We start from the raw sequence: 21,016 nt of genomic DNA on the forward strand, positions 1-21,016 counted from the left end.
GATAAAAATGAACATATTAGTAACTGGGGCTAAAGGCTTCATCGGTAAAAACTTAATAGTTGAACTAAAAAACCAAAAATATGAGAACATCTATCTATACGATATAGATTCAACTGAATCAGAACTTGACCTATATTGTCAATCTGCTGATTTCATTTTTCATCTTGCTGGTGTCAATAGACCAAAAGATGAAAAAGAATTTGAATTAGGTAATTTTGGTTTTACTTCAACTTTACTAGATAAATTGAAGAAATATAATAATAAAGCACCAATCATGATATCTTCATCTATTCAAGCAGATTTAGATAATCCATATGGGAAAAGCAAAAAAGCAGGCGAAGAGTTATTATTTCAATATGGTAAAGAGACTGGTGCATCTGTTTTCGTTTACAGATTTCCAAATGTATTTGGTAAATGGTGTAGACCAAACTATAATAGTGCAGTAGCAACATTTTCTCATAATATTGCTAATAATCTTCCGATCACTGTAAATAACCCAGAACACTTAATGAATTTAATTTATATTGATGATGTGGTTAAAGAACTCATAAGTTGCTTAGAAAATAAACCTACAATAGAAGGTAAATACTGCAAAGTTTTACCAGTTTATGAAGTTAAACTTGGTAAAATTGCAGAACTTCTTTATGAATTTAAAGAATCAAGAATCAACAAATCTATACCAAATATGATGGATGGATTTACTAAGAAACTCTATTCTAATTACTTAAGTTACTTACCTAAAGATCAGTTTAGTTATGAACTTAAAATGAATAAGGATCACAGAGGATCCTTTACTGAATTTATTAAGACTATAGATAGAGGACAAGTATCTATTAATATATCTAAACCTGGAATAACCAAGGGAAACCATTGGCATCATACTAAAAATGAGAAATTTTTAGTAGTAAGTGGCCAAGGTGTGATTAGATTTAGAGATATAAACACTACTGAAGTTATAGAATATTTTGTAAGCGGTGATAAATTAGAGGTTGTGGATATCCCTCCTGGATATACACACAATATTGAAAATTTAGGAACTAGTGATATGGTGACAGTGATGTGGGCAAACGAAAAGTTTGACCCAAATAATCCTGATACCATTTTTGTGGAGGTTTAACATGAAGGTCTTACAAATAAATTCTGTATGCGGAACAGGTAGCACAGGACGTATAGTAACAGATTTGCACCATAAACTTATTGAACAGGGACATGAGAGTATAGTTGCATTTGGCCGTGGTGATGCTAAAAATATAGATGTTAAGAAAACAATTAAGATAGGTAATTCAATAAGTACTGCATTACACTTGATTAAATCAAGAATATTTGATAGTCATGGATTAGGATCTAAAATTTCAACATTCAACTTTATTAGAAAAATAAAAAAAGAAAAGTTTGATGTTATTCATTTACACAATGTTCATGGTTATTACCTAAACATAATAATACTATTCAAATTTTTATCTAAATTTAAGGGAAAAGTCATTTGGACATTTCATGATGCCTGGCCTTTTACTGGACATTCTGCATATTTTGATTACCCGCCAATAACTAGCTGGCGTGATGGCATTCATGATTGTATTGGTAAGTCAAATTATCCAAAGAGTATTTTTCTTGACAGAAGAATCCGCAATGGTAAAATTAAAAAAAAATATTTTAGTAGTGTGGATAGCATGACAATTGTTACTCCATCTAATTGGCTAAAAGAACTTGCTTCAAAATCGTTTTTTAATAAGTATGAAATCAAAGTGATTAATAATGGAATCAACCTATCAAGTTATAATTATAATAATAATGATGATGATTTAAATAAATCAAAAAATAGAAGGATTCTATTAGGTGTAGCATCTCCCTGGAGTAAGCGGAAAGGACTTGAAGTATTTTTAGAATTGAACAAATTAATTTCTGAAAAGTATCAAATTTTGTTGATAGGTTTATCTAAAAAACAAATAAAAAAAATACCTGATAATATTATTGCACTCCGAAAAACGAATAATATTCAAGAACTTGTCAGTCTCTATAATAAAGCATTTATATATATTAATCCCACATTTGAAGATAATTTTCCGACAACAAATATTGAGTCTATATCATGCGGTACTCCTGTGATAACTTTCAATACTGGAGGCAGTCCCGAAATTATTGATCAAAGTTGTGGTGTAATAACAAAGGAAAAGAATGCTGAGTCAATTCTAGAATCTATAAGAATTATTGAAAATATGGATTATGAAATAGTACAGAAAAATTCGATCATGAGGGCACAAAAACTATATTCTAAAGATGATAGATTTGCCGACTACATAAGGTTATACGAGTAAGAGGAAAATTAATATGAAAAAATTAAAAGTTATGACTGTTGTAGGCACTAGACCTGAAATCATTAGACTATCAGCTGTCATTAAAAAATTAAATGAATCAGAAGCTGTAGAACATGTACTAGTTCATACGGGTCAAAACTATGACTATGAACTTAACGAAGTGTTTTTTAAGGATTTCAATCTTAAAAAACCTGATTTCTTTTTAAATGCTGCAACTGGTACTGCAATTGAAACAATAGGTAACATTTTAATTAAAATGGATCCTATTTTAGAAGAAGTTAAACCGGATGCATTTTTAGTATTAGGAGATACTAATAGTTGCCTAACAGCTATTGCTGCAAAACGTCGTAAGATACCAATATTCCATATGGAAGCTGGTAATAGATGTTTTGATCAAAGAGTACCTGAAGAAACTAACAGAAAAATAGTAGACCATATTGCAGACATTAATTTACCTTATAGTTCAATTGCTAGAGAATACTTACTTAAAGAAGGAATACCTGCAGATAGAATCATTAAAACTGGTAGTCCTATGTTTGAAGTGTTAATGAGTAAGATAGATGAAATTAACAGTTCTGATGTATTGTCTAGATTAAATCTTGAAAAGGGTAAATACTTTTTAGTTTCTGCGCATAGAGAAGAAAATATCAATTCTAGTAATTTTGAAAAATTAGTTGATACCTTAAACACTATAGCAGAAACTTATAAACTGCCTGTTATTATTTCAACGCATCCTAGAACAAGAAAAATGATTGAATCAAAAGGTGTTACATTCCATCCTTTAGTACAAGCACTAAAACCATTAGGATTTATTGATTATAATAAACTTCAAATTGAGTCAAAAGCAGTTTTAAGTGACAGTGGAACAATTAGTGAAGAATCTTCAATACTAAAGTTTAGAGCACTAAATATTAGAGAAGCACATGAAAGACCTGAAGCTATGGAAGAAGGTGCGGTAATGATGGTAGGACTAAATAAAGATAGAATTATGCAAGGTTTAGTAGTACTTGAAAATCAATTTAATGATACCATTCGATATGTTGACGACTATTCTATGCCAAATGTATCAGAGAAAGTAATGAGAATTATTCTAGGTTATACTGATTATATTAATCAAAATGTATGGTATAGTGTGTCGGTGTGAAAGCATTACCTAAATATCTTATGCTTATATTAATTCATAATCAAAATAAAATATAGTAAAAAATGAAAGGATTCATAACTAGTTGATATTAATTAGTTAAGAATAGATTAAGATGACAAGGATAAAATTAAAAGACAAATTGATCATTTCAATTATCATATTATTTATGATTATTGTTAACACTCCCTATCTATACAGACAGTTACCAAGTGAAATTTTTGTCTTTATGACGTTTTTTGTTACTGTTATAATTATATTAAATAACATTAAACAAAAAATACCTCTAAAAATTATCTATCTAATCTTTCTCACTTCTGCTTGGATTTTATATCAATTATCGTATAAAGCAATAGGGCTATCTACAGCGAATATAGGAAACTATATTGATGTTATTGTATTTTATCTGTATCTTTTTTGGTATCTGTTATATATAAAGCTACTACCAAATTTTACTAAAAAGAAAATATTTACAATTTACTCTATAGTTATATTTATAAATTTAATTAGTAATATATATTTATCTTTTCAGCATCCAATAGGTAGCCTTCTAATCGATACTCCTGATGGAAACTACTTAAAACTTACAAACATAGGTGGTTTATCTTTTGCAACGAATATTATGATATTTAGTCTAGTTTATTTCGACAGGTTAATTAAACAAAGAGGAACCCTATTAATCAATTTAGGAGTCTATTTAGTATCTATATATTACCTTCTATTTGTTTCACAGCGAGCCACTCAGATGATATTTAGTTTACTCTATGTTGCTTTAATCACAAGTATATTTTTGATAAAAAAGAAAAATATCATGGTTTTTTTGATCACATTCCTAACGGTGATAATATTTGCGACTATATTTAACTCCTTTATACCACCGGAAAGATTATTATTAAGATTTGAAGATCTTATTGAATTTATTCAATCAGGATTTAAAGTCGAAAAAGATTCTACTTTTTACTTCCGGCTGTATTTAATACAAAATAGTCTTATAAATTACACTAGTACCATTAAAAATGTTATATTAGGCACAGGATTGCATTATTTCACAACTTGGGAAGAACAAGTCAATGCTGGGCTTGGATTACATTCTGAAGTGATTGACACACTGACAGTGTATGGGATTATCGGTTTCACATTATGCTTTACAATTGTTAAAAACTATTATAAAAAAATCTTAGATAATAAGAGCAAAGTTTTATTTCTATTCATAGTGTTTTATGCTATTTTTAACAAAATAGTATTTAGCATTATAGGAATGTCTATTTTTATAGTTATAAATATTTCCCAAAGTGAGGATTTAAATGAAGAAAACAGAACGTAAAATCGGGCTAGATCTACTAAAGGTTTTAGCAATGTTTTTTGTAACCATATTACATTATTTGTCTCATAGTGGGCTTCTAACTATTTTAGAATTTTCTGATTATAAGTATCATATATTTTGGTTTATTGAAGCAATGTCATATGTATCTGTGAATTTATTCATAATTGTTACATGTTATTTTTTCAAAGAAAATAAATTCAATTTCTATAAAACCCTAAGACTTATAATAGAAATGATTATGATATCTATATCAATCTCACTAATTTTAATTGTAATAGGCGTAGTTAAATTAGATATAAATGTAGTTGTAAAAAGTGTATTCCCATTTTTATCAAGGTCATATGGATTTATGACAAATTATATATTTTTTACAGTTATAGCTCCTTCAATAATCATGGGTATCGAGAGATTAAGTAGATACCAACATAAATTATTAATAATTATTGCCTTGTTTTTTTCAATAATTATACCAAGTATTGGAAATTTCGTCGATCCTCTTAGAGTATTATCTGGAGACTCTGTAGTTTGGTTCGCAATTATTTTAGTTTGTGTTAAATATATAGAAAAATATGATATAGAATTTTTTAATAAAAATTCTAAATATTTATTAGGTTTTATATTATTTTCAGTATTAACATATTTAACAAAAGTTATAATCCACTTATTGACAAGTTATTATTTTGGTATATCTATTGGTACATCTATATTTTACGGGAACAATAAAATCTTTATATTCTTAGCTTCGTTTTCATTATTTATGTATTTTAAAAATATATATATTGACTCCAAAGCAATTATTAAGTTAAGTAATCTCTCCACTATTGTATTGGGAGTATATCTAATTCAAGAACATTTTTTATTTAGGGATATTTTATGGATTGAAATAGTAAAACCCGTCTCTTATTATCAAGAACCGATAATTTATTTACACTTTATATTTTCAGTTTTAACAATCTTTATATTATCATGTGGGGTTTATTTTTTAGTAAAAATAATATCCAAGAGGGTAATAGATATAGTTTCAAAATCAAATATTATCAATGAGTTTAGTGAAAACATAAACCAAATAATCAATTATAGAGAGGAAAGATAGAATGTCAAAAATAACTATTGTAACAGGATTTTTTAATATAAAGAGAGATAATTGGCAGGGATTTGAACGCTCATCTGAAAAGTATGTTCAATATTTTTCTATGTGGGCGAGGATTAAAAATGACTTAATTGTGTATGTAGACTCAAGTGAGATTGCAGGAAGGGTTATGAATATAAGGGAAAGTTATGGCCTTCTTGATAGGACAAAAGTAGTAGTTATTGAAGATATTTGGTCAATTGATTCTATATTATATAATTCGATTAAGTTAGCTACAAATAACGATACACAAATCAAATTTAGGCTTAGGGCTAAAAATCCAGAATCTTGGAATGCTGATTATAATTATGTTATGTTGTTAAAGGAATGGACTGTTGTAAATGCAGTCGATAAATTTTCTATTAATGGAACAGTAGCATGGTTAGATTTTGGTTTCAATCATGGGGGAGCTCTGTTTACTAATGATGAGGAGTTTTCATTTGAATGGAGTCATGATTTTGAGGATAAAATCTACCTCTTTAATATTAAAGATTTAGATTCTCGACCTATTTTCGATATTATCAGATCTATGGATACATATATTATGGGACCAATCATTATAGCACCAGCAAAATTATGGGCAAAATTATGGGAAATGGTTAGATATAATATGATATGTTTAAATAATACTGGCTTAGTTGATGATGATCAGTCTATATTGTTGATGAGTTATAGATCTAATCCCAACCTATTTAAAGTAGTAAAATCAAATTGGTTTCTCCCTTTAAAGGAATTTGGAGGCTCACATTTAACTTGTAAGCCATCAATGAAAAAGAAGAAATTAATATCTAGAATAGGTCGATATATTAAAAAAACATTAAGGAATATTACTTATAGTTTTAAGCAATTTCTTGAAATGCAGAAAACTGATTTGTGAGGTTGAATTACAATGAGTAGATTAGATTATTCAATAAAAAACACAAAATACGCATTAATTGGACAAATAATCAGTCTATTGGTAAGTTTTATTACTAGAACTGTCTTTATCCAGTATTTAGGTAATGAATATTTAGGTGTCAGTGGAATATTATCAAACATAATGTCTATTATGTCTTTAGCTGAATTGGGGATAGGTGCTTCTATTATATATGGTTTATATTTACCTTTAAAGGAAAATGATCATGAAAAGATCAAGAGTTTAATAAAATTATATAAAATTACCTATAGAATTATTGCGATATTTATATTGTTACTAGGAATAGTCTTACTCCCTTTCATAAATCTGATTGTAAATGTTGACCAATCATTTGACAACCTTTCTTTCTACTTTATGCTATTTGTACTAAATACTAGTTTTTCATACTTATTAGCAGCAAAAAAGTCTCTGATCATGGCAGATCAAAAAAAGTATATAACAACTCTATATAAATATTCTTTTTACATTATTCTTAATCTAGTTCAAATTTTTATACTTGTAACATTTAAAGATTTTACACTATTTTTAGTTATGCAAATTTTATTTACGTTATTAGAAAATTACGTTGTATCAAAGAAAGCAAATAAACTATACCCCTATCTGCTTGATAGTGATGTTGATAAACTTAGCAATGAAGAAACTAAATTGATTTACAAAAATTCATTAGCTATGTTTGGTCATAAATTGGGGGGGATTGTAGTTGGTGCTACTGACAATTTATTAATCACACAATTCATAGGCATCACTCTAGTTGGAGTTTATTCTAACTACTTACTTGTTATTTCAGCATTTAATGTTTTTGGATCCTTATTTTTTACTTCTGTTATCTCAAGTATAGGCAATTTAGGAGCCGAAGAAAATAAGGAAAAATTGTTAAAAGTATTTTATAGGCTACTTTTTATTAATTTTATATATTATTCAATTAGTGCATTAGGTTTATTTTTACTTTTTAATGAGTTTATATTATTATGGATAGGTCCTGAATTTCTTATGAATAGATTTACAGTTTCTATTATTATTATCATATATTTTGTGAATGGTATGAGGAAAACCACTTTGTCATTTAGAGATGCCCTTGGTCTTTTTTGGCAAGATCGTTATAAACCTATTATAGAATCAATTATCAATTTATTAGCTTCTTTATTGCTAGTCTATTATATAGGGATAGATGGAATTTTTCTAGGCACACTGATATCACTATTAACAACATGTTTTTGGATTGAACCTTTGGTGTTATATAAATATTTCAATGTTAGTATAATTAATTATTTCAAAGTTTATTTTAAGTACGTTATCTTTCTCGTAATTAATGCATCTATACTTCTATTTGTAACCATGCTTTATCAAGATTTTAGTCAAATTTGGTATTTTATTATTTCATTCATAACAATCTTGTTTATCTATGCATGTAGCTTACTCATCATATTTAGAAAAAACGATAATTTTTTATTTTATTATAAAATTATTAAAGAGAAAATACTAAAAATAAAATGAACTAATTTAAGAATTAATTATATAACACATAGAAAGATCAATTGGTTATAAAACACCAATTGAAGTGTATTACTCAAAGTAAGAAATTCTTACTTAATGTGTCCACTTTAATGTACCAAAAGCCGACTTATAAAACATAATATGTAGATGAGTCTTAAACTCAAATCTACACTACATATTATACGAGAGGGATTATTATGAATAATATAAAAAAAGTAAAGATTTTAGTTGCGCATCCTGCCCAGCAGCATTCATATAAAACAGCAGAAGCCCTAAAAATCAAGGGATATGATGTGAAATATGCCACTACCGTTTATAATAAGAAAAGATCCTGGACAAAATTTTTTATGAACTACATCAAAGGTGAAAATAAAATAAGAGCATATAATAGAAGGAGTTCAATATTGGATGATGACGATGTAATCCAATTTAGTGAAATTAACTCGTTATTATTGCTTTTACTTAGAAGGGTCGATAAAAAGAAAAAAATATATCATAAATACTATGGTAGAGTTGTAGATAATTTTAATAAGAAATTGGCAAGGTATATAATCAGGAATAAGTATGATATTGTTATTTCGTTTGACATTAACTCAGAAAAATTATTTACTATATTAGAAAAAAAAGCACCTAATATTATAAGAATCCTTGATATGTCAGCGCCAAATTTAGTTTTTATGGATTCTATTTTTAGGGAAGAATTAAATAGTAATCCTTTATCTTCTGCTGATTTATTAAGAGATTTCAATAGGAGAGATTACAAGACAAACATTGAAAAATCTAAAAAAGAGATAGATTTGGCACACTACTTTTTAGTCGCCTCTAAATTTACAAATGAATCACTAATGTTTAGTGGTGTTAAGGAATCTAAAATATATCAATGTACATATGGTATTGATGTTAACAAATTTACACCTGGGAAATTACAAAATACTGATCGACTAAGGTGTACGTTTATGGGGGCAATTACTGCTAAGAAGGGTTGCAGCTACCTTTTTGAAGCGATTACTATGTTAAAAGAGGAATCGATTCAGTTTAATATAATTGGTGGCTATAATAAAAATGACTATTACTACAAGAATTTTCAAGATATATGCAATTTTACAGGACACATTCTTAAAGATAAAGTTATAGAGTATTTACAAGATACTGACGTATTTATTTTCCCATCCTTAGCAGATGGATTTGGATTTGCCGCCTTAGAAGCTCTGTCATGCGGTGTTCCTGTAATTGTATCAAGTAATGCTGGCATTAGTGACATTATTATTGATGAATTTAATGGTTTTAAAATTGAAAGTCGAAGTTCTAAGGAAATAGAAAAAAAAATACGATGGTTTAATAAAAACTTAGATAAATTACCTCAAATGAAAATTAATGCTCGGAAATCAGCAATTGAAATGACCTGGGAAAAGTATGGAAAAGACATAGATAATGCAATCAACGATATCTTATCTAAAAAAATATAAAAGGGGGCAGGGAGGTTAAGATGGATTTTGAACTTAGACGAATTCAATTATGTCAACTTGATTTAGCATTAGAAGTAAAAAGAATATGTGAAAAATATGAAATTAAATATTTTCTAATTGGAGGCACATTACTTGGTGCTGTTCGTCACGGAGGTTTTATACCGTGGGATGATGATTTAGACATAGGGATGCTTAGGAATGATTATGATAGATTTATTAATATTGCTAAAGAAGAATTAAATAAAGAATATTTCTTACAGACTAATCAAACTGATAGGCATTATGGTTTTGGATTTGCAAAAATTAAAATAAATAACACTATTTTTCTGGAAGAAATTACAAGAAAAAATAATACACACAAAGGAATATTTATTGATATATTCCCATTTGATAATATGCCAGATAATATAAAACAACAAAAGTGGCATAGCATCAAAGTGAGGTTATACAGGCACTTATTACTAATTAAATGTCGTTATTTGTCTTCTGATAAGAACAAAAAGTATAAACAAATTATAATGAATATAGTTAGTGTACCACTATTATTTATTACCAAGAAATTTTTAGTGAGAAAGTTGGTTCGTGAGGAAACAAGATATAATAATAAAAAGACTATAAACAAAATTAATCTTGAAGGATCATATAAATATAGAGAGCATATTGCTGCTAAACTGTTAGATAACAACCTGAGTACTATTAATTTTGAAAACATTTCTTTTTATACACCTAATTCTCCTGAATTATATCTTAAAAATTTGTATGGTGACTATCTAAAGTTACCACCTATTGATAAAAGACAAAATAGACATGGGATAGTAAAAATCGATTTTGGTAATTATGTAATTCGAAATAAAAATCTTAAAAGTAGTGATTACATTCTAGAAGATTCAACTAAAATTTAGATAAAGGAAAAAGGTCATAAAATTGAAAAAAGTATTAACCTATGGAACATTTGATTTGCTTCATGTTGGTCACATCAACTTATTAAGACGTGCAAGTGAATTAGGAGATTATTTAGTTGTAGGAATCTCAACGGATGAGTTTAATATAAAAAAAGGAAAGAAGAGTATATACACTTTTAATGAAAGAAAAACCATACTTGAATCTATTAAATATGTCAATGAGATAATAGCCGAAACAACTTGGGAGCAAAAGGTAAATGATGTAAAAAAGCACAGTATAGATATTTTTGTAATTGGTGATGATTGGACTGGAAAATTTGATTTTTTAAAAGAATATTGTGAAGTTATTTATTTAGCACGAACTCCAGATATATCTACTACTGAAACTAAAGAGAATATAAAAAAACCATAGTTATGCCTTATCAATACTTAGATATTTGGAGGAAGAATGAAAAAATACTTTGGAACAGACGGAATACGCGGTATCGCATTTGAAAAATTAAATTCAAAAGTAGCATTTAAATTAGGTCAAGCCATTGCTAAGAAGTTTAATCCTAATGAAATCATAATTGGTCAAGACACTAGACTATCTTCAAACATGCTTGCTTATGGTGTTGCATATGGTGCAGCACTAGCTGGAGTAAATGTAAAAATAGCAGGTGTTGTTTCAACACCTATGATTGCTTATTACTCTAAAGTCAAAGATATCATAGGAGTTATGATCACTGCATCTCATAACCCTTATACTGATAATGGGATTAAGGTCATCAAATCAGGATATAAGATGCTTGATGAAGAAGAACTTAATTTAGAAACCTATATTGATGATAATGAGGTTTTATCTTCATCTAAACTGGGTGCAATTGAAATTACTCACGATGTAGAAGATATTTATATAAGTGTCTATGAAGATTTAAATATTCCTAAAACATCAATGAAAATTACCTACGACTCTGCAAATGGTGCTAACTATCTTATATCTAAAAAGGTTATAGAGTCTTTTGCATCACATACTTATCAAATAGGCAATACACCAGATGGCTTAAATATAAACCTAAATGTTGGCTCAACTCATTTAGATGCTATTATAAATGCTGTTAAAAATAACGGGTCAGATATTGGACTATCTTTTGATGGTGATGGAGATCGTATACTAGTCATAGATAAAGATGGCATAACCTATGATGGAGACTATATAGTCTACATCATAGCTAAGTATTTAAAATCTAAAGGAAAACTAAAAAAAGATACAGTAGTCTTAACTCAAATGAGTAATCCTGGAATGTTAAATGCATTTAAAACACTAGGTATCAAAGTACTTCAAACTCCAGTAGGAGATAAATATGTATCTGAAGAAATTATGAATCACGATTTAAGTATTGGTGGAGAAAATTCAGGTCATATCATCATAAATGACTTACTACCTTCTGGGGATGGTTTATTTGCTGGTGTTTATATACTAAAAATCTTAGAAGAGCATAAAACATCACTAAAAGATTATACAAAAGAAGTAGTGATGTATCCTCAAAAGATGGTTAATATTAAAAATGTCAATAAAGAAGTCTTAAAGGATCAAAGAATCATTGATTTAGTTTCTATGGTAAGAAATAAATTACCAGAAGGATCACTTCTTTTAGTTCGTCCTAGTGGCACGGAACCCCTAATACGTGTTACAATAAGTTGCCAAGATTTATCAGAGTTAGATAAATATATGAGCCTTTTAGTAAATGAAATAGAAATCTTAGGGAGATTAGTAGAATGAAAAAATATGCACTTGTTCTTGCTGCTGGTAAGGGCACAAGAATGAAAACAGATATACCGAAAGTTGCGTTTCCTATTTTAAGAAAACCAATGATTGAGTATATTGTAGAAAACATTGAAAAATCAGTTGTTGATGACATATACCTTGTTTTAGGCTACAAACGCGAAGTTGTAGAAGATATTCTTAAAAACAGAGCTAAATATGTCTACCAGGAAGAACAACTAGGTACAGGACATGCTGCCATGCAAGCATCTGCTGTTCTAGAAAAACTAGACGGTAATACATTTATTATGCCAGGAGATGTTCCTTTAATATGGTATAAATCAATTAATCGAATGTTTACTCTACATGAAGAAAGTAATAATGACCTAACTGTAGTTACAGCTCATTATGATGATCCAGAAGGATACGGCAGAATCATACGTAATGAACATGGTATGATTGAGCGTATTATAGAAGAACGTGATGCAACAGATGAACAAAAAGAGATTAAAGAAGTAAATACTGGAATTTATATTGTAAACAATAAAAAGTTCTTTTCACTACTTAAAAAATTAGGTAATAAGAACGCTAAAGGTGAATACTATATTACTGATATGGTAGAACTTATGAATAAGAAATACAAAGTAGGTTCTTACTTAATTAAAAATAACTCTATAGCAATGGGTGTCAATGATTTATATGGAATATCTAAAGCTGAAAAATATTTAAGAGAATATATTAATAAAGAACATATGATCAATGGGGTATCCATGATTAACCCTGAAACAATTACAATTGGACATAACGTCATCATTGAACCAGGGGTTACAATTAACCCAAATACTACTATCACAGGTAAAACCTACATTAGAACAGGGGCAATCATTGGACCAAATACTGAAGTACATAACTCTCAAATATTTGAAAATGTCGTCATAAAACATAGTTTAATATACGATAGTATCGTTCGTGAAGAAACAACTGTTGGACCATTTGCCCACCTAAGAGATCATGCAGATATTGGAAGTCATAACCGTATTGGTAACTTTGTTGAAGTTAAAAAATCTAGTACAGGTCATGATACTAAAGCCAGTCATCTTGCATATATTGGTGATGCTACAATTGGTAGTGGTGTTAACTTTGGTTGTGGATCTATTACTGTAAACTATGATGGTATAAATAAACATCCTACAATTATTGGTGATAATGTATTTATTGGATGTAATACAAATATGGTAGCACCACTTAAAATTGGAAATAATGTCTTTATTGCTGCAGGATCTACAGTAACTAAAGATATTCCTGAAAATGGATTTGCTATTGCAAGATCTCGTCAAGTAACTAAAGAAGATTATTCAAAATATTTAATTAAACCAAAAGAAAAGAAAACTGAATAATTTTATAAATTAAAACAAACATCGTTCAATTAGCTTTATGTACATTATTGAACGATGTTTCTTTATAAAATTTGAAGTTTATATTGAAACATAAAGTATTTATAAATTTAGCTTTATTTACTGTCAATGTTAAAAATAGAAAGAGACAAGATTATGAAAACATTTAAGAAAATATTTAAAATTTCATTTTATATTTTATCAGCAATTATTTTTATTATATTCATAACTTTAAGTCTTTTTGCATGGAATGCATCTAAACCATTAAGTGAAATGTATGATGAAATAGATAGACTAAATAAAGAATCTATATATATTACTGAAGCATATGATAGTCATAATTTAGTTGTTAATAATCCTAAAGCCCAAATTATAATCATTCCAGGTGGATTAGTCACATCTGAAAGTTATTTATATTTAGCTTATAGCCTTGCTATAGAAGGCTATAATGTAACGGTATCTAAAGCATTGTTTCATCTTGCAATACTAACTCCTAATTATGCATCAAGATTCTTATCAAATACATTACCTAATATTATAATCGGTCACTCACTTGGTGGTACGGTAGGTGGCTTTATAGCATCTAGTCATCATAAAGTAGATCATCTTATATTACTTGCAAGTTATACAACAAAACCAATTAATAATGCATCTGTTTTATTAATTACAGCAGAAAATGATCTTGTAATTAATCAGGATGCATTTAATAATAGTTTAAGCAATTATGAAAATTATGAAAGAGTTGACATAGATGGTGGTAACCACGCTGGGTTTGGTTATTATGGAAAACAATCTGGTGATGGGATAGCACTTATTACAATTAATGCACAACAAAATCAAACGCTACAAATTATCAAAGATTATTTAGAAAATCATTTATAGAAATTAATAACTTTAGTTATAAAAATTCTATAAAATAAAAAAAGATGGTCGCTCTAAAGTAGAACAACCATCTAATCATATATTAAATTTAACTTAAAACACACCTTTTATAAATTAGGGTACAGATTAAATTCAGATGTTTTATAATATATATCTATTTTAGTAGATAATCTAGTAGTTTTCTTGCAGCCTCTTGTGGTCCTTTTTGTTCATAACCATCAATTGCTAATTTTGTATATATTACCCCAACTGGAATATTATTTTCTTTTAGTTTTCTAAAGTAGTAATCAATTAATGGTTTAGTTTCATTTTCATGTTGAACAGGTCCAAATGGGTTTGCAAAAAATGTTTTAGTCATACCTACTTCACTTGTAGTACCTTTAGCTTTTCTTTTACCTTCTTCAAATACTAAGGCAGCATTATCAATAGTATCAAAAATTTCTAGTCCTGATTTTTCCTCATCATAGTTATTGGCATATAATAATAAATCTACTTTATGATCTTTCATGATAAATCCATAATCAGCAGCAGGTAGTACAACTCTAGCATTTGTTTTATTTGGGTTTAAAAATACAGCTCTATCGATTTGTTTATAGGCATAGCCTTGATCTAAATCATCTAATCTTACAAAAGCTCCAATTTCTGTACCATATGAAATGACTTTATTATCAATGATTTCAAAGGTGCCCATATCATCATAAATAATTTCAATAGATGTGACTTTTCCTTCGCCAACAACTCTTAATGATTCTATGGTTTCAGACTTACCAGCACCACTATCGCCAATTATAACAACATTTTTTGATTTACCACCTTTAAGTTGAAGTTTAAACATAGCTCCATGAATTGGTAGTTTCTTTTCATGTATCATTTTTACGTTGTGTAATGTTAAAAGCATTTTTTTAACATAACCAAAGTAATCATTCTTATCATTTAAACTCACAAACCCGGCATATATATCATTTTCTTTATCATGATAGTATGTGCCATCATATATTTCTTCACTAATACCATAAACATAGATTAGATCAGGCTTTTTATCTTTATATTCTTCAAAGGATGCCATTTCAAAAAGGGATCCTAATGTGACTGCATATTTCATAAACTTATTATGAATATAAGCATAAGTAAGGTAAGGTCCAACTTTAATTGCAACAACAACAAAATCATTTTTATTAATTGAAATATTTTTAAGTGGGTTTTCATTAACAGGTTTAAATAAACCCGTTCTTGTATTAGATTTAGAATAAATCATTAAAGGTGGTGTAATTACTATACCGGTTGCAAATCTATTATCAGTAAGTTTTGTATAAGGACTATTAAATGTCCACGGATTACTTACTAATGAAATGTTTGCTTGAGTACCTGCAGGTAATTGTCTAATCAAATGATAATTTCTATCCATAATCTTTTCAGTAATTGTTCTATATAAATTAAGTACTAAGTTAGAAAAACCTTCGGTTGTATTAATCAGTCTTTTATTCATTGATTTATCATCATCATGTCTTGTACGACTTAAAAAACCGTAACGCTCTAATCTTCTCCAGTAGTTATAAAAATCTTCTGTAAATAAGAAGAAGTGGTATCTGTTTAGTTTATGGCTTAAAGCATCAAGTAAATTGACAACTTCCTCATATGGCCATACAAGTAGTGCTTTATAAATACGGATTAAATCCGGTTGTTTAATTCGTAAAATCCATTTATAATCAGGATTTTCTAATCTTTTAACAGAGTTTAAATAACGTCTTAATATTAATTGAAAAGGTTTTGAAGATAATATGTCTGCTTCAGAATTACAAGGAATTCGGTTAAATTGTAAAATAAATGAATTGTCATCAAAAAAATAATTTTTCATGAAGTACCTCCTTAAATAGGTATCTATCTTATTTCTAAATTATAACATATTTGGGCATAATATTAGTAATATAGGACTGAAATGTTATAATGGTTAAAGTATAAATAAAGGATTTGAGTATATGAAATTAACTTTGCAAGAACTAACTGGCTTAAGACAAATGATTGTAGAAACATCTAATAAAGTATTAAATAAATATAAACTTGATAATCAAAATTTGTTACCAAATTTTGATTCTATCTTTATTGGCGATTCTATGATTGAATACTTTGATTTAAATAAGTATTTACATGAATTAAATGCAATTAATAGAGGTATTGCTGGTGCAACCACAAAACTTATTAAAGATAATTTAGATACGATATTTGGACCAATAGAACCTAAATATATTTATATATCAATCGGATCAAATGATCTTGTATTATTAAATGCAAGCGTTGATGAGGCATACCAAAACATCACGGAATTAATTGAAATAATAAATAAAAAATATCCTAATGCTTTAATCAATTACTTATCAACTACACCAGTTGTAAGTATAGATCATAAATTATATAAAAAAATATACATTGGTGGTAGAACCAATGGTCAGTTAAAAGCACTTAATTATAAAGTAAGTACTTATGCAACATTAAATAATATAAACTATCTACATATGTTTGATGAATTATTAGATGAAGATAAGTTTTTATCATCAGAATTTACTATGGATGGTATTCATTTAAATCATCAAGGATATCAGATATACTCAAAAATAATACAAAAATACTTAAAATAAATAAAAGTCATTTTAAAAAAAGTGTACAAGACAATAATTATAATGAAATATTAATTATTAGTTAGAGATGTGCACTTTTTTCTTTTATAGTGATTTTTTTGAAAAAAGTGCAACTTATCAACCTATATGACGGTATTTGGGACAAATTTGTCACATATATTAGTAAATGTTAGTGCTATCATAAACTTAAAGAGTCTAGTATTTTTTAAGATTCTTTAGAAAAATTTAACATTTTGTTATTTATGGGGATAAGTAGCACACAAAAGATTTTCATATTTGAGTGAAAACATTCAATGGAAGCTAATATCTTCCTTAATTGCTTAATTTATAGCTATCTTTGTATCATAGCTATGAATATTGGGGGAAGCATTTAAGGGAGATACTAGGTTTTTTTATTTATATAAAGTAAATATATAAACTTTTTACTTAAGTATAACCTATATATTTTAAAATATAATAGTTTTTATATGATAAGATAAATTATACTAGATGAGCTATTTAAACCTAATAAATTCATACTTTAATGAGATTGAGGTAAATGTCTTATGTATTCAAGTATTGATATAATAAAGGCGCTAGATAAAATTAGAACTAAAAATAAATTGACAATTCAAGAATTTGTATCTGGCGTTATGTCCCGTAAAAAATATACTAGAATTTCTAATAATGAAGCAGATATTACATTATTAGAAGTATCTAAACTTTTATCAAAGGTTGGTATTCCTTTACAAGAGTTTGCTATATTTACTGCAAATATTATAGAAACAGCAAACCATAATGAGACCTCTTTTTATATGTCATGCATCCATGGTAATTACGAGACTGCCTATAAACAACACCTTCCTAATTTTAATTTAAATAACTTAAAAACTACCTTAGGTAATAAAGCCGTACATGCAATTTATGAACTTATGCAATATAAACTAAACTTTCAAAGTCTACAAGAATCAAGTCATAAATTAAGAATGAAAATGGATTTGAAAGAGTTAATAAAAGATAAAATTTTAACAGATAGTACAATTGGTGCCTTATATGCTTATGTACATTTAGGAACCGATATAGAAAGAAGACAAATTTCAAAATATTTATATGATGCTATTTTTGATAGTTCATATAAATACTATCTACTATTTAATGAAATATCTAGAAGTATCTTGCAAATAACTGCAATTTTATCATTAACTTTACTTAGTGATATTAAAAAAGAAGAAATAAAAACATTAGAGTCTATTATTAAATATACATTTGAGTTTCATACAAGATCGAGATTATCAATTATGGACTATAACATTTTTAAAGTATTAAATGATTTTCAAAATAAAAACAATTTATTAAATGAGTATATTGTTTATTACTATATAAGTTCATATATTACAATCTATCAAAAAGAAGATGTTGAACCATTTATAATGGTCAAAGAAGATGACTTAAATATTTATAAAAAGTATTTAAAAGATTCATCCTTTACAAGTGGAAGAATGTATGAAAGGTTGTTGTCTGATGATAAAATATGGTAGTTTTTATAAAGTATTAGATGAATTAAGAATTGCTAAAAATATGACAATTTCTGAGATTACAGACGGTATTATTTCTGAAAGAACCTACCTTAGACTTATGAAAGATGATAGTAAGGTAAACTTTACCACATTAAGTAAATTACTTTCTAAACTTGATATCAACGTTCCACAATTTCTACAATTTTTAATTCACCATAATAAAAAAGATAATGGCATCGCTCGTTTCCTTATCCGTGTACATGTTGGACATTTCACAGATATAAAACCGATTTATGAAGAGATGAAATCATTTAAATCTGATAGTGAAATTGAAATGTGTGTAGTAAGTGCAATGATGCTTATTTATTTATTTATGATAGATGAATTAAGCTTAGAAAATCTACAAGCCGAATATAAGAAGATATTAAAAATACTTGATACGTATAATCAAAATAATATGATTATTATATATTTAAAACTGCTTTATCAAGTACATTTTAAAGATGATTTAATCATTGATATTAAAACCTATACTCAAATACTTTCTGAATATAAATCTACACTTTCAATTCTTTATTATATTTTAAGTTTAGATATTATGCTACTTTATGTATCTGAGAATAAATTACTTGAATTACCAGATTATGAAAAGTTACTTAATATTTATAAATTATATTATCCATCATTTAATATGAAAAATTTAGAATTTAATCTAGAAAGCTATACAGCTTATTATTATCAACTTAAAAATGATTATAAAATGAGGGATGATTACTTATTTAAAAGTATTAATAATGCTTTTGTAGTTATGAGTCCACATTTACATAGTAAATATAAAAGTGTTATCGAAACGACATTTAACATAAAAATAGATGAATTTTTAGATAGTTATCTTGAAAAAATGACTACAAAAATAGAAATTAAATAAATATAAATAAAAGCTCACACTTTATCAAATGAAGTGTGAGCTTTTTTAAAGATTATAAATAATAGTGACTTCGTTTTATTAACTATACTTCTAATATTATTTTTTTCTATTGAGTAAAGATTTTATTTGTTCATCAAATAAGGTGTTATTAAGTTTGAGTTCACTAAATAATTCACTTAATAAATTTGAATAACTCATCAATAATTCTTTTGATTTATCAAGACCAATTAATGAAACATAAGTAGGTTTATTTCTAATATCATCGGATTTAGATTTACCAAATTCTTCTATAGTTAAAGTGTGTTCTAATATATCATCTTGGATTTGATAAATTAGACCAATATAGTAACCTAACTGTTCAAATTTATCAATTTTGCTTGGAGCTGCAATAGCTGAGGCAATCATTAAAGATGCTTGAATGAGGTTAGATGTTTTAAGTTCATACATCTTATTTAAGTGATTAATATCAATTTGTTTATTTTCAGATTCGATATCATAGATTTGTCCTAGAACCATACCTGTGCTTCCGGATTTTTTAGAAAGTATTTCTATAATTTTTGATTTTAGATCTCCTGATAAAACTTTTGAGTTCGCTACAAGATAAAAACTATCAGTTAATAATGCATCACCTGCTAAAATTGCTGTTGCCTCATCAAATTTGATATGAACTGTTGGTTTACCACGTCTTAAGGTATCATCATCCATAGCCGGTAAATCATCATGTATGAGTGAATAGGTATGAATAAGTTCAACCGCACATAATACATCTAAATAAGGTGTTGGATCGATGTTTTTTGATTGAAGTAGTGAAATAGCAAGTAGTGGACGAACTCTTTTACCATCACCTAATAAAGCATAGAAGATAGCCTCTTTTAGTTTTCCTTCAGGTAAGGTGTTTATATAGTCATTTAATGTTTTATTAATAAGTGATGTCATAAATTATTTTAAACCTTTCAATTATTATTGTTTTACTCCTATTTATCTAAAACTTTTTTATATCCACCACTACCATAATGTACACAAGTAGATACCCTACTTAATGTAGTTGAACTAATTTTAGTTAATTCGGTAATTTGTTCATAGGTTTTACCTTCTAATAGAAGTTTTGCAGCACTTAATCTTTGAGCCATTGCCTCAAGTTCTTTAATTGTACAAAGATCTTCGAAAAATGCATAAGCATCTTCAAGTGTTTCTAGTTTTAAAATTGATTCAAATAACATATCATTTTGTTTACTTTTTAATTTAGACATTT

Annotated in this window: 19 protein-coding genes; 16 read left to right on the forward strand and 3 right to left on the reverse strand. The window is 27.4% G+C overall.

Going from position 1 to position 21,016, the window contains the following annotated elements; genetic code table 11:
- Positions 1 to 7: 7 nt before the first annotated feature.
- From G324_RS0105075 to G324_RS07340, 13 genes are all read left to right on the forward strand, one after another.
- Positions 8 to 1,117 carry a capsular polysaccharide biosynthesis protein CapF gene (locus G324_RS0105075; protein ID WP_025725309.1) on the forward strand — a complete coding sequence of 370 codons (1,110 nt, stop codon included), beginning with the start codon at positions 8 to 10 and terminating at the stop codon, positions 1,115 to 1,117.
- Between the two features lies 1 nt (position 1,118).
- On the forward strand, positions 1,119 to 2,315 hold the full coding sequence (locus tag G324_RS0105080) for a glycosyltransferase (protein WP_025725310.1): 1,197 nt from the start codon (positions 1,119 to 1,121) through the stop codon (positions 2,313 to 2,315).
- Positions 2,316 to 2,328: 13 nt separating this feature from the next.
- Positions 2,329 to 3,459 (forward strand): non-hydrolyzing UDP-N-acetylglucosamine 2-epimerase, encoded by a 1,131-nt coding sequence (wecB, locus tag G324_RS0105085; RefSeq protein WP_162146926.1) that lies wholly within the window; start codon positions 2,329 to 2,331, stop codon positions 3,457 to 3,459.
- A 112-nt stretch (positions 3,460 to 3,571) separates the two neighbouring features.
- Entirely contained in the window at positions 3,572 to 4,780 is a 1,209-nt protein-coding gene (locus tag G324_RS0105090) for a hypothetical protein (RefSeq protein ID WP_025725312.1), read from the forward strand.
- Positions 4,761 to 5,873 (forward strand): hypothetical protein, encoded by a 1,113-nt coding sequence (locus G324_RS0105095; RefSeq protein WP_025725313.1) that lies wholly within the window; start codon positions 4,761 to 4,763, stop codon positions 5,871 to 5,873. Before G324_RS0105090 ends, G324_RS0105095 begins: the two co-directional genes overlap by 20 nt.
- A gap of 1 nt (position 5,874) precedes the next feature.
- A complete protein-coding gene (locus G324_RS08045) occupies positions 5,875 to 6,786 on the forward strand; it encodes a WlaTC/HtrL family glycosyltransferase (protein ID WP_162146927.1) in 912 nt (303 codons plus the stop codon).
- A 12-nt stretch (positions 6,787 to 6,798) separates the two neighbouring features.
- Positions 6,799 to 8,319, forward strand: a complete 1,521-nt coding sequence (locus tag G324_RS08050; RefSeq protein WP_162146928.1) for a lipopolysaccharide biosynthesis protein — start codon at positions 6,799 to 6,801, stop codon at positions 8,317 to 8,319.
- Positions 8,320 to 8,516: 197 nt separating this feature from the next.
- Positions 8,517 to 9,785 (forward strand): glycosyltransferase family 4 protein, encoded by a 1,269-nt coding sequence (locus G324_RS0105105; RefSeq protein WP_025725315.1) that lies wholly within the window; start codon positions 8,517 to 8,519, stop codon positions 9,783 to 9,785.
- Positions 9,786 to 9,805: 20 nt separating this feature from the next.
- Positions 9,806 to 10,687: a LicD family protein gene (locus G324_RS0105110; RefSeq protein WP_025725316.1), complete on the forward strand. Its 882-nt coding sequence runs from the start codon at positions 9,806 to 9,808 to the stop codon at positions 10,685 to 10,687.
- A gap of 22 nt (positions 10,688 to 10,709) precedes the next feature.
- Positions 10,710 to 11,099, forward strand: coding sequence for a glycerol-3-phosphate cytidylyltransferase (gene tagD / locus G324_RS0105115; protein WP_025725317.1), 390 nt, complete (start codon positions 10,710 to 10,712; stop codon positions 11,097 to 11,099).
- A 36-nt stretch (positions 11,100 to 11,135) separates the two neighbouring features.
- Entirely contained in the window at positions 11,136 to 12,449 is a 1,314-nt protein-coding gene (locus G324_RS0105120) for a phosphohexomutase domain-containing protein (RefSeq protein WP_162146929.1), read from the forward strand.
- A complete protein-coding gene (glmU, locus tag G324_RS0105125) occupies positions 12,446 to 13,828 on the forward strand; it encodes a bifunctional UDP-N-acetylglucosamine diphosphorylase/glucosamine-1-phosphate N-acetyltransferase GlmU (protein WP_025725319.1) in 1,383 nt (460 codons plus the stop codon). The genes G324_RS0105120 and glmU overlap by 4 nt, the downstream gene beginning before the upstream one ends.
- Before the next feature lie 153 nt (positions 13,829 to 13,981).
- Entirely contained in the window at positions 13,982 to 14,707 is a 726-nt protein-coding gene (locus G324_RS07340; RefSeq protein WP_025725320.1) for an alpha/beta hydrolase, read from the forward strand.
- Between the two features lie 154 nt (positions 14,708 to 14,861).
- Here the strand turns inward: G324_RS07340 and G324_RS0105135 are convergent, their stop codons facing one another.
- Positions 14,862 to 16,562, reverse strand: coding sequence for a hypothetical protein (locus G324_RS0105135; protein WP_025725321.1), 1,701 nt, complete (start codon positions 16,560 to 16,562; stop codon positions 14,862 to 14,864).
- A gap of 121 nt (positions 16,563 to 16,683) precedes the next feature.
- Between G324_RS0105135 and G324_RS0105140 the strand changes: the two genes are divergently transcribed.
- From G324_RS0105140 to G324_RS0105150, 3 genes are all read left to right on the forward strand, one after another.
- Entirely contained in the window at positions 16,684 to 17,340 is a 657-nt protein-coding gene (locus tag G324_RS0105140; protein ID WP_025725322.1) for a GDSL-type esterase/lipase family protein, read from the forward strand.
- A 545-nt stretch (positions 17,341 to 17,885) separates the two neighbouring features.
- Positions 17,886 to 18,857, forward strand: coding sequence for a hypothetical protein (locus tag G324_RS0105145; RefSeq protein ID WP_025725323.1), 972 nt, complete (start codon positions 17,886 to 17,888; stop codon positions 18,855 to 18,857).
- A complete protein-coding gene (locus G324_RS0105150) occupies positions 18,841 to 19,764 on the forward strand; it encodes a transcriptional regulator (RefSeq protein WP_025725324.1) in 924 nt (307 codons plus the stop codon). The genes G324_RS0105145 and G324_RS0105150 overlap by 17 nt, the downstream gene beginning before the upstream one ends.
- 96 nt (positions 19,765 to 19,860) lie before the next feature.
- Here G324_RS0105150 and G324_RS0105155 read toward each other — a convergent pair whose 3' ends face one another.
- Complete coding sequence (locus G324_RS0105155; protein ID WP_025725325.1) at positions 19,861 to 20,700, reverse strand: polyprenyl synthetase family protein; 840 nt, start codon at positions 20,698 to 20,700, stop codon at positions 19,861 to 19,863.
- A gap of 38 nt (positions 20,701 to 20,738) precedes the next feature.
- Positions 20,739 to 21,014, reverse strand: a complete 276-nt coding sequence (locus G324_RS07345; protein ID WP_035357513.1) for a YerC/YecD family TrpR-related protein — start codon at positions 21,012 to 21,014, stop codon at positions 20,739 to 20,741.
- Positions 21,015 to 21,016 lie beyond the last annotated feature (2 nt).

The organism is Acholeplasma granularum ATCC 19168, assembly GCF_000526235.1.
Classification (GTDB): domain Bacteria; phylum Bacillota_I; class Bacilli_A; order Acholeplasmatales; family Acholeplasmataceae; genus Acholeplasma; species Acholeplasma granularum.

What these genes read in the sequence shown, in the direction of transcription:
- G324_RS0105075 (WP_025725309.1), top strand. Translation starts at nt 8, where the DNA reads ATGAACATATTAGTAACTGGGGCTAAAGGCTTCATCGGTAAAAACTTA.
- G324_RS0105080 (WP_025725310.1), top strand. Translation starts at nt 1,119, where the DNA reads ATGAAGGTCTTACAAATAAATTCTGTATGCGGAACAGGTAGCACAGGA.
- wecB (WP_162146926.1), top strand. Translation starts at nt 2,329, where the DNA reads ATGAAAAAATTAAAAGTTATGACTGTTGTAGGCACTAGACCTGAAATC.
- G324_RS0105090 (WP_025725312.1), top strand. Translation starts at nt 3,572, where the DNA reads ATGACAAGGATAAAATTAAAAGACAAATTGATCATTTCAATTATCATA.
- G324_RS0105095 (WP_025725313.1), top strand. Translation starts at nt 4,761, where the DNA reads ATGAAGAAAACAGAACGTAAAATCGGGCTAGATCTACTAAAGGTTTTA.
- G324_RS08045 (WP_162146927.1), top strand. Translation starts at nt 5,875, where the DNA reads ATGTCAAAAATAACTATTGTAACAGGATTTTTTAATATAAAGAGAGAT.
- G324_RS08050 (WP_162146928.1), top strand. Translation starts at nt 6,799, where the DNA reads ATGAGTAGATTAGATTATTCAATAAAAAACACAAAATACGCATTAATT.
- G324_RS0105105 (WP_025725315.1), top strand. Translation starts at nt 8,517, where the DNA reads ATGAATAATATAAAAAAAGTAAAGATTTTAGTTGCGCATCCTGCCCAG.
- G324_RS0105110 (WP_025725316.1), top strand. Translation starts at nt 9,806, where the DNA reads ATGGATTTTGAACTTAGACGAATTCAATTATGTCAACTTGATTTAGCA.
- G324_RS0105120 (WP_162146929.1), top strand. Translation starts at nt 11,136, where the DNA reads ATGAAAAAATACTTTGGAACAGACGGAATACGCGGTATCGCATTTGAA.
- glmU (WP_025725319.1), top strand. Translation starts at nt 12,446, where the DNA reads ATGAAAAAATATGCACTTGTTCTTGCTGCTGGTAAGGGCACAAGAATG.
- G324_RS07340 (WP_025725320.1), top strand. Translation starts at nt 13,982, where the DNA reads ATGAAAACATTTAAGAAAATATTTAAAATTTCATTTTATATTTTATCA.
- G324_RS0105135 (WP_025725321.1), bottom strand. Translation starts at nt 16,562, where the DNA reads ATGAAAAATTATTTTTTTGATGACAATTCATTTATTTTACAATTTAAC.
- G324_RS0105140 (WP_025725322.1), top strand. Translation starts at nt 16,684, where the DNA reads ATGAAATTAACTTTGCAAGAACTAACTGGCTTAAGACAAATGATTGTA.
- G324_RS0105145 (WP_025725323.1), top strand. Translation starts at nt 17,886, where the DNA reads ATGTATTCAAGTATTGATATAATAAAGGCGCTAGATAAAATTAGAACT.
- G324_RS0105150 (WP_025725324.1), top strand. Translation starts at nt 18,841, where the DNA reads ATGATAAAATATGGTAGTTTTTATAAAGTATTAGATGAATTAAGAATT.
- G324_RS0105155 (WP_025725325.1), bottom strand. Translation starts at nt 20,700, where the DNA reads ATGACATCACTTATTAATAAAACATTAAATGACTATATAAACACCTTA.
- G324_RS07345 (WP_035357513.1), bottom strand. Translation starts at nt 21,014, where the DNA reads ATGTCTAAATTAAAAAGTAAACAAAATGATATGTTATTTGAATCAATT.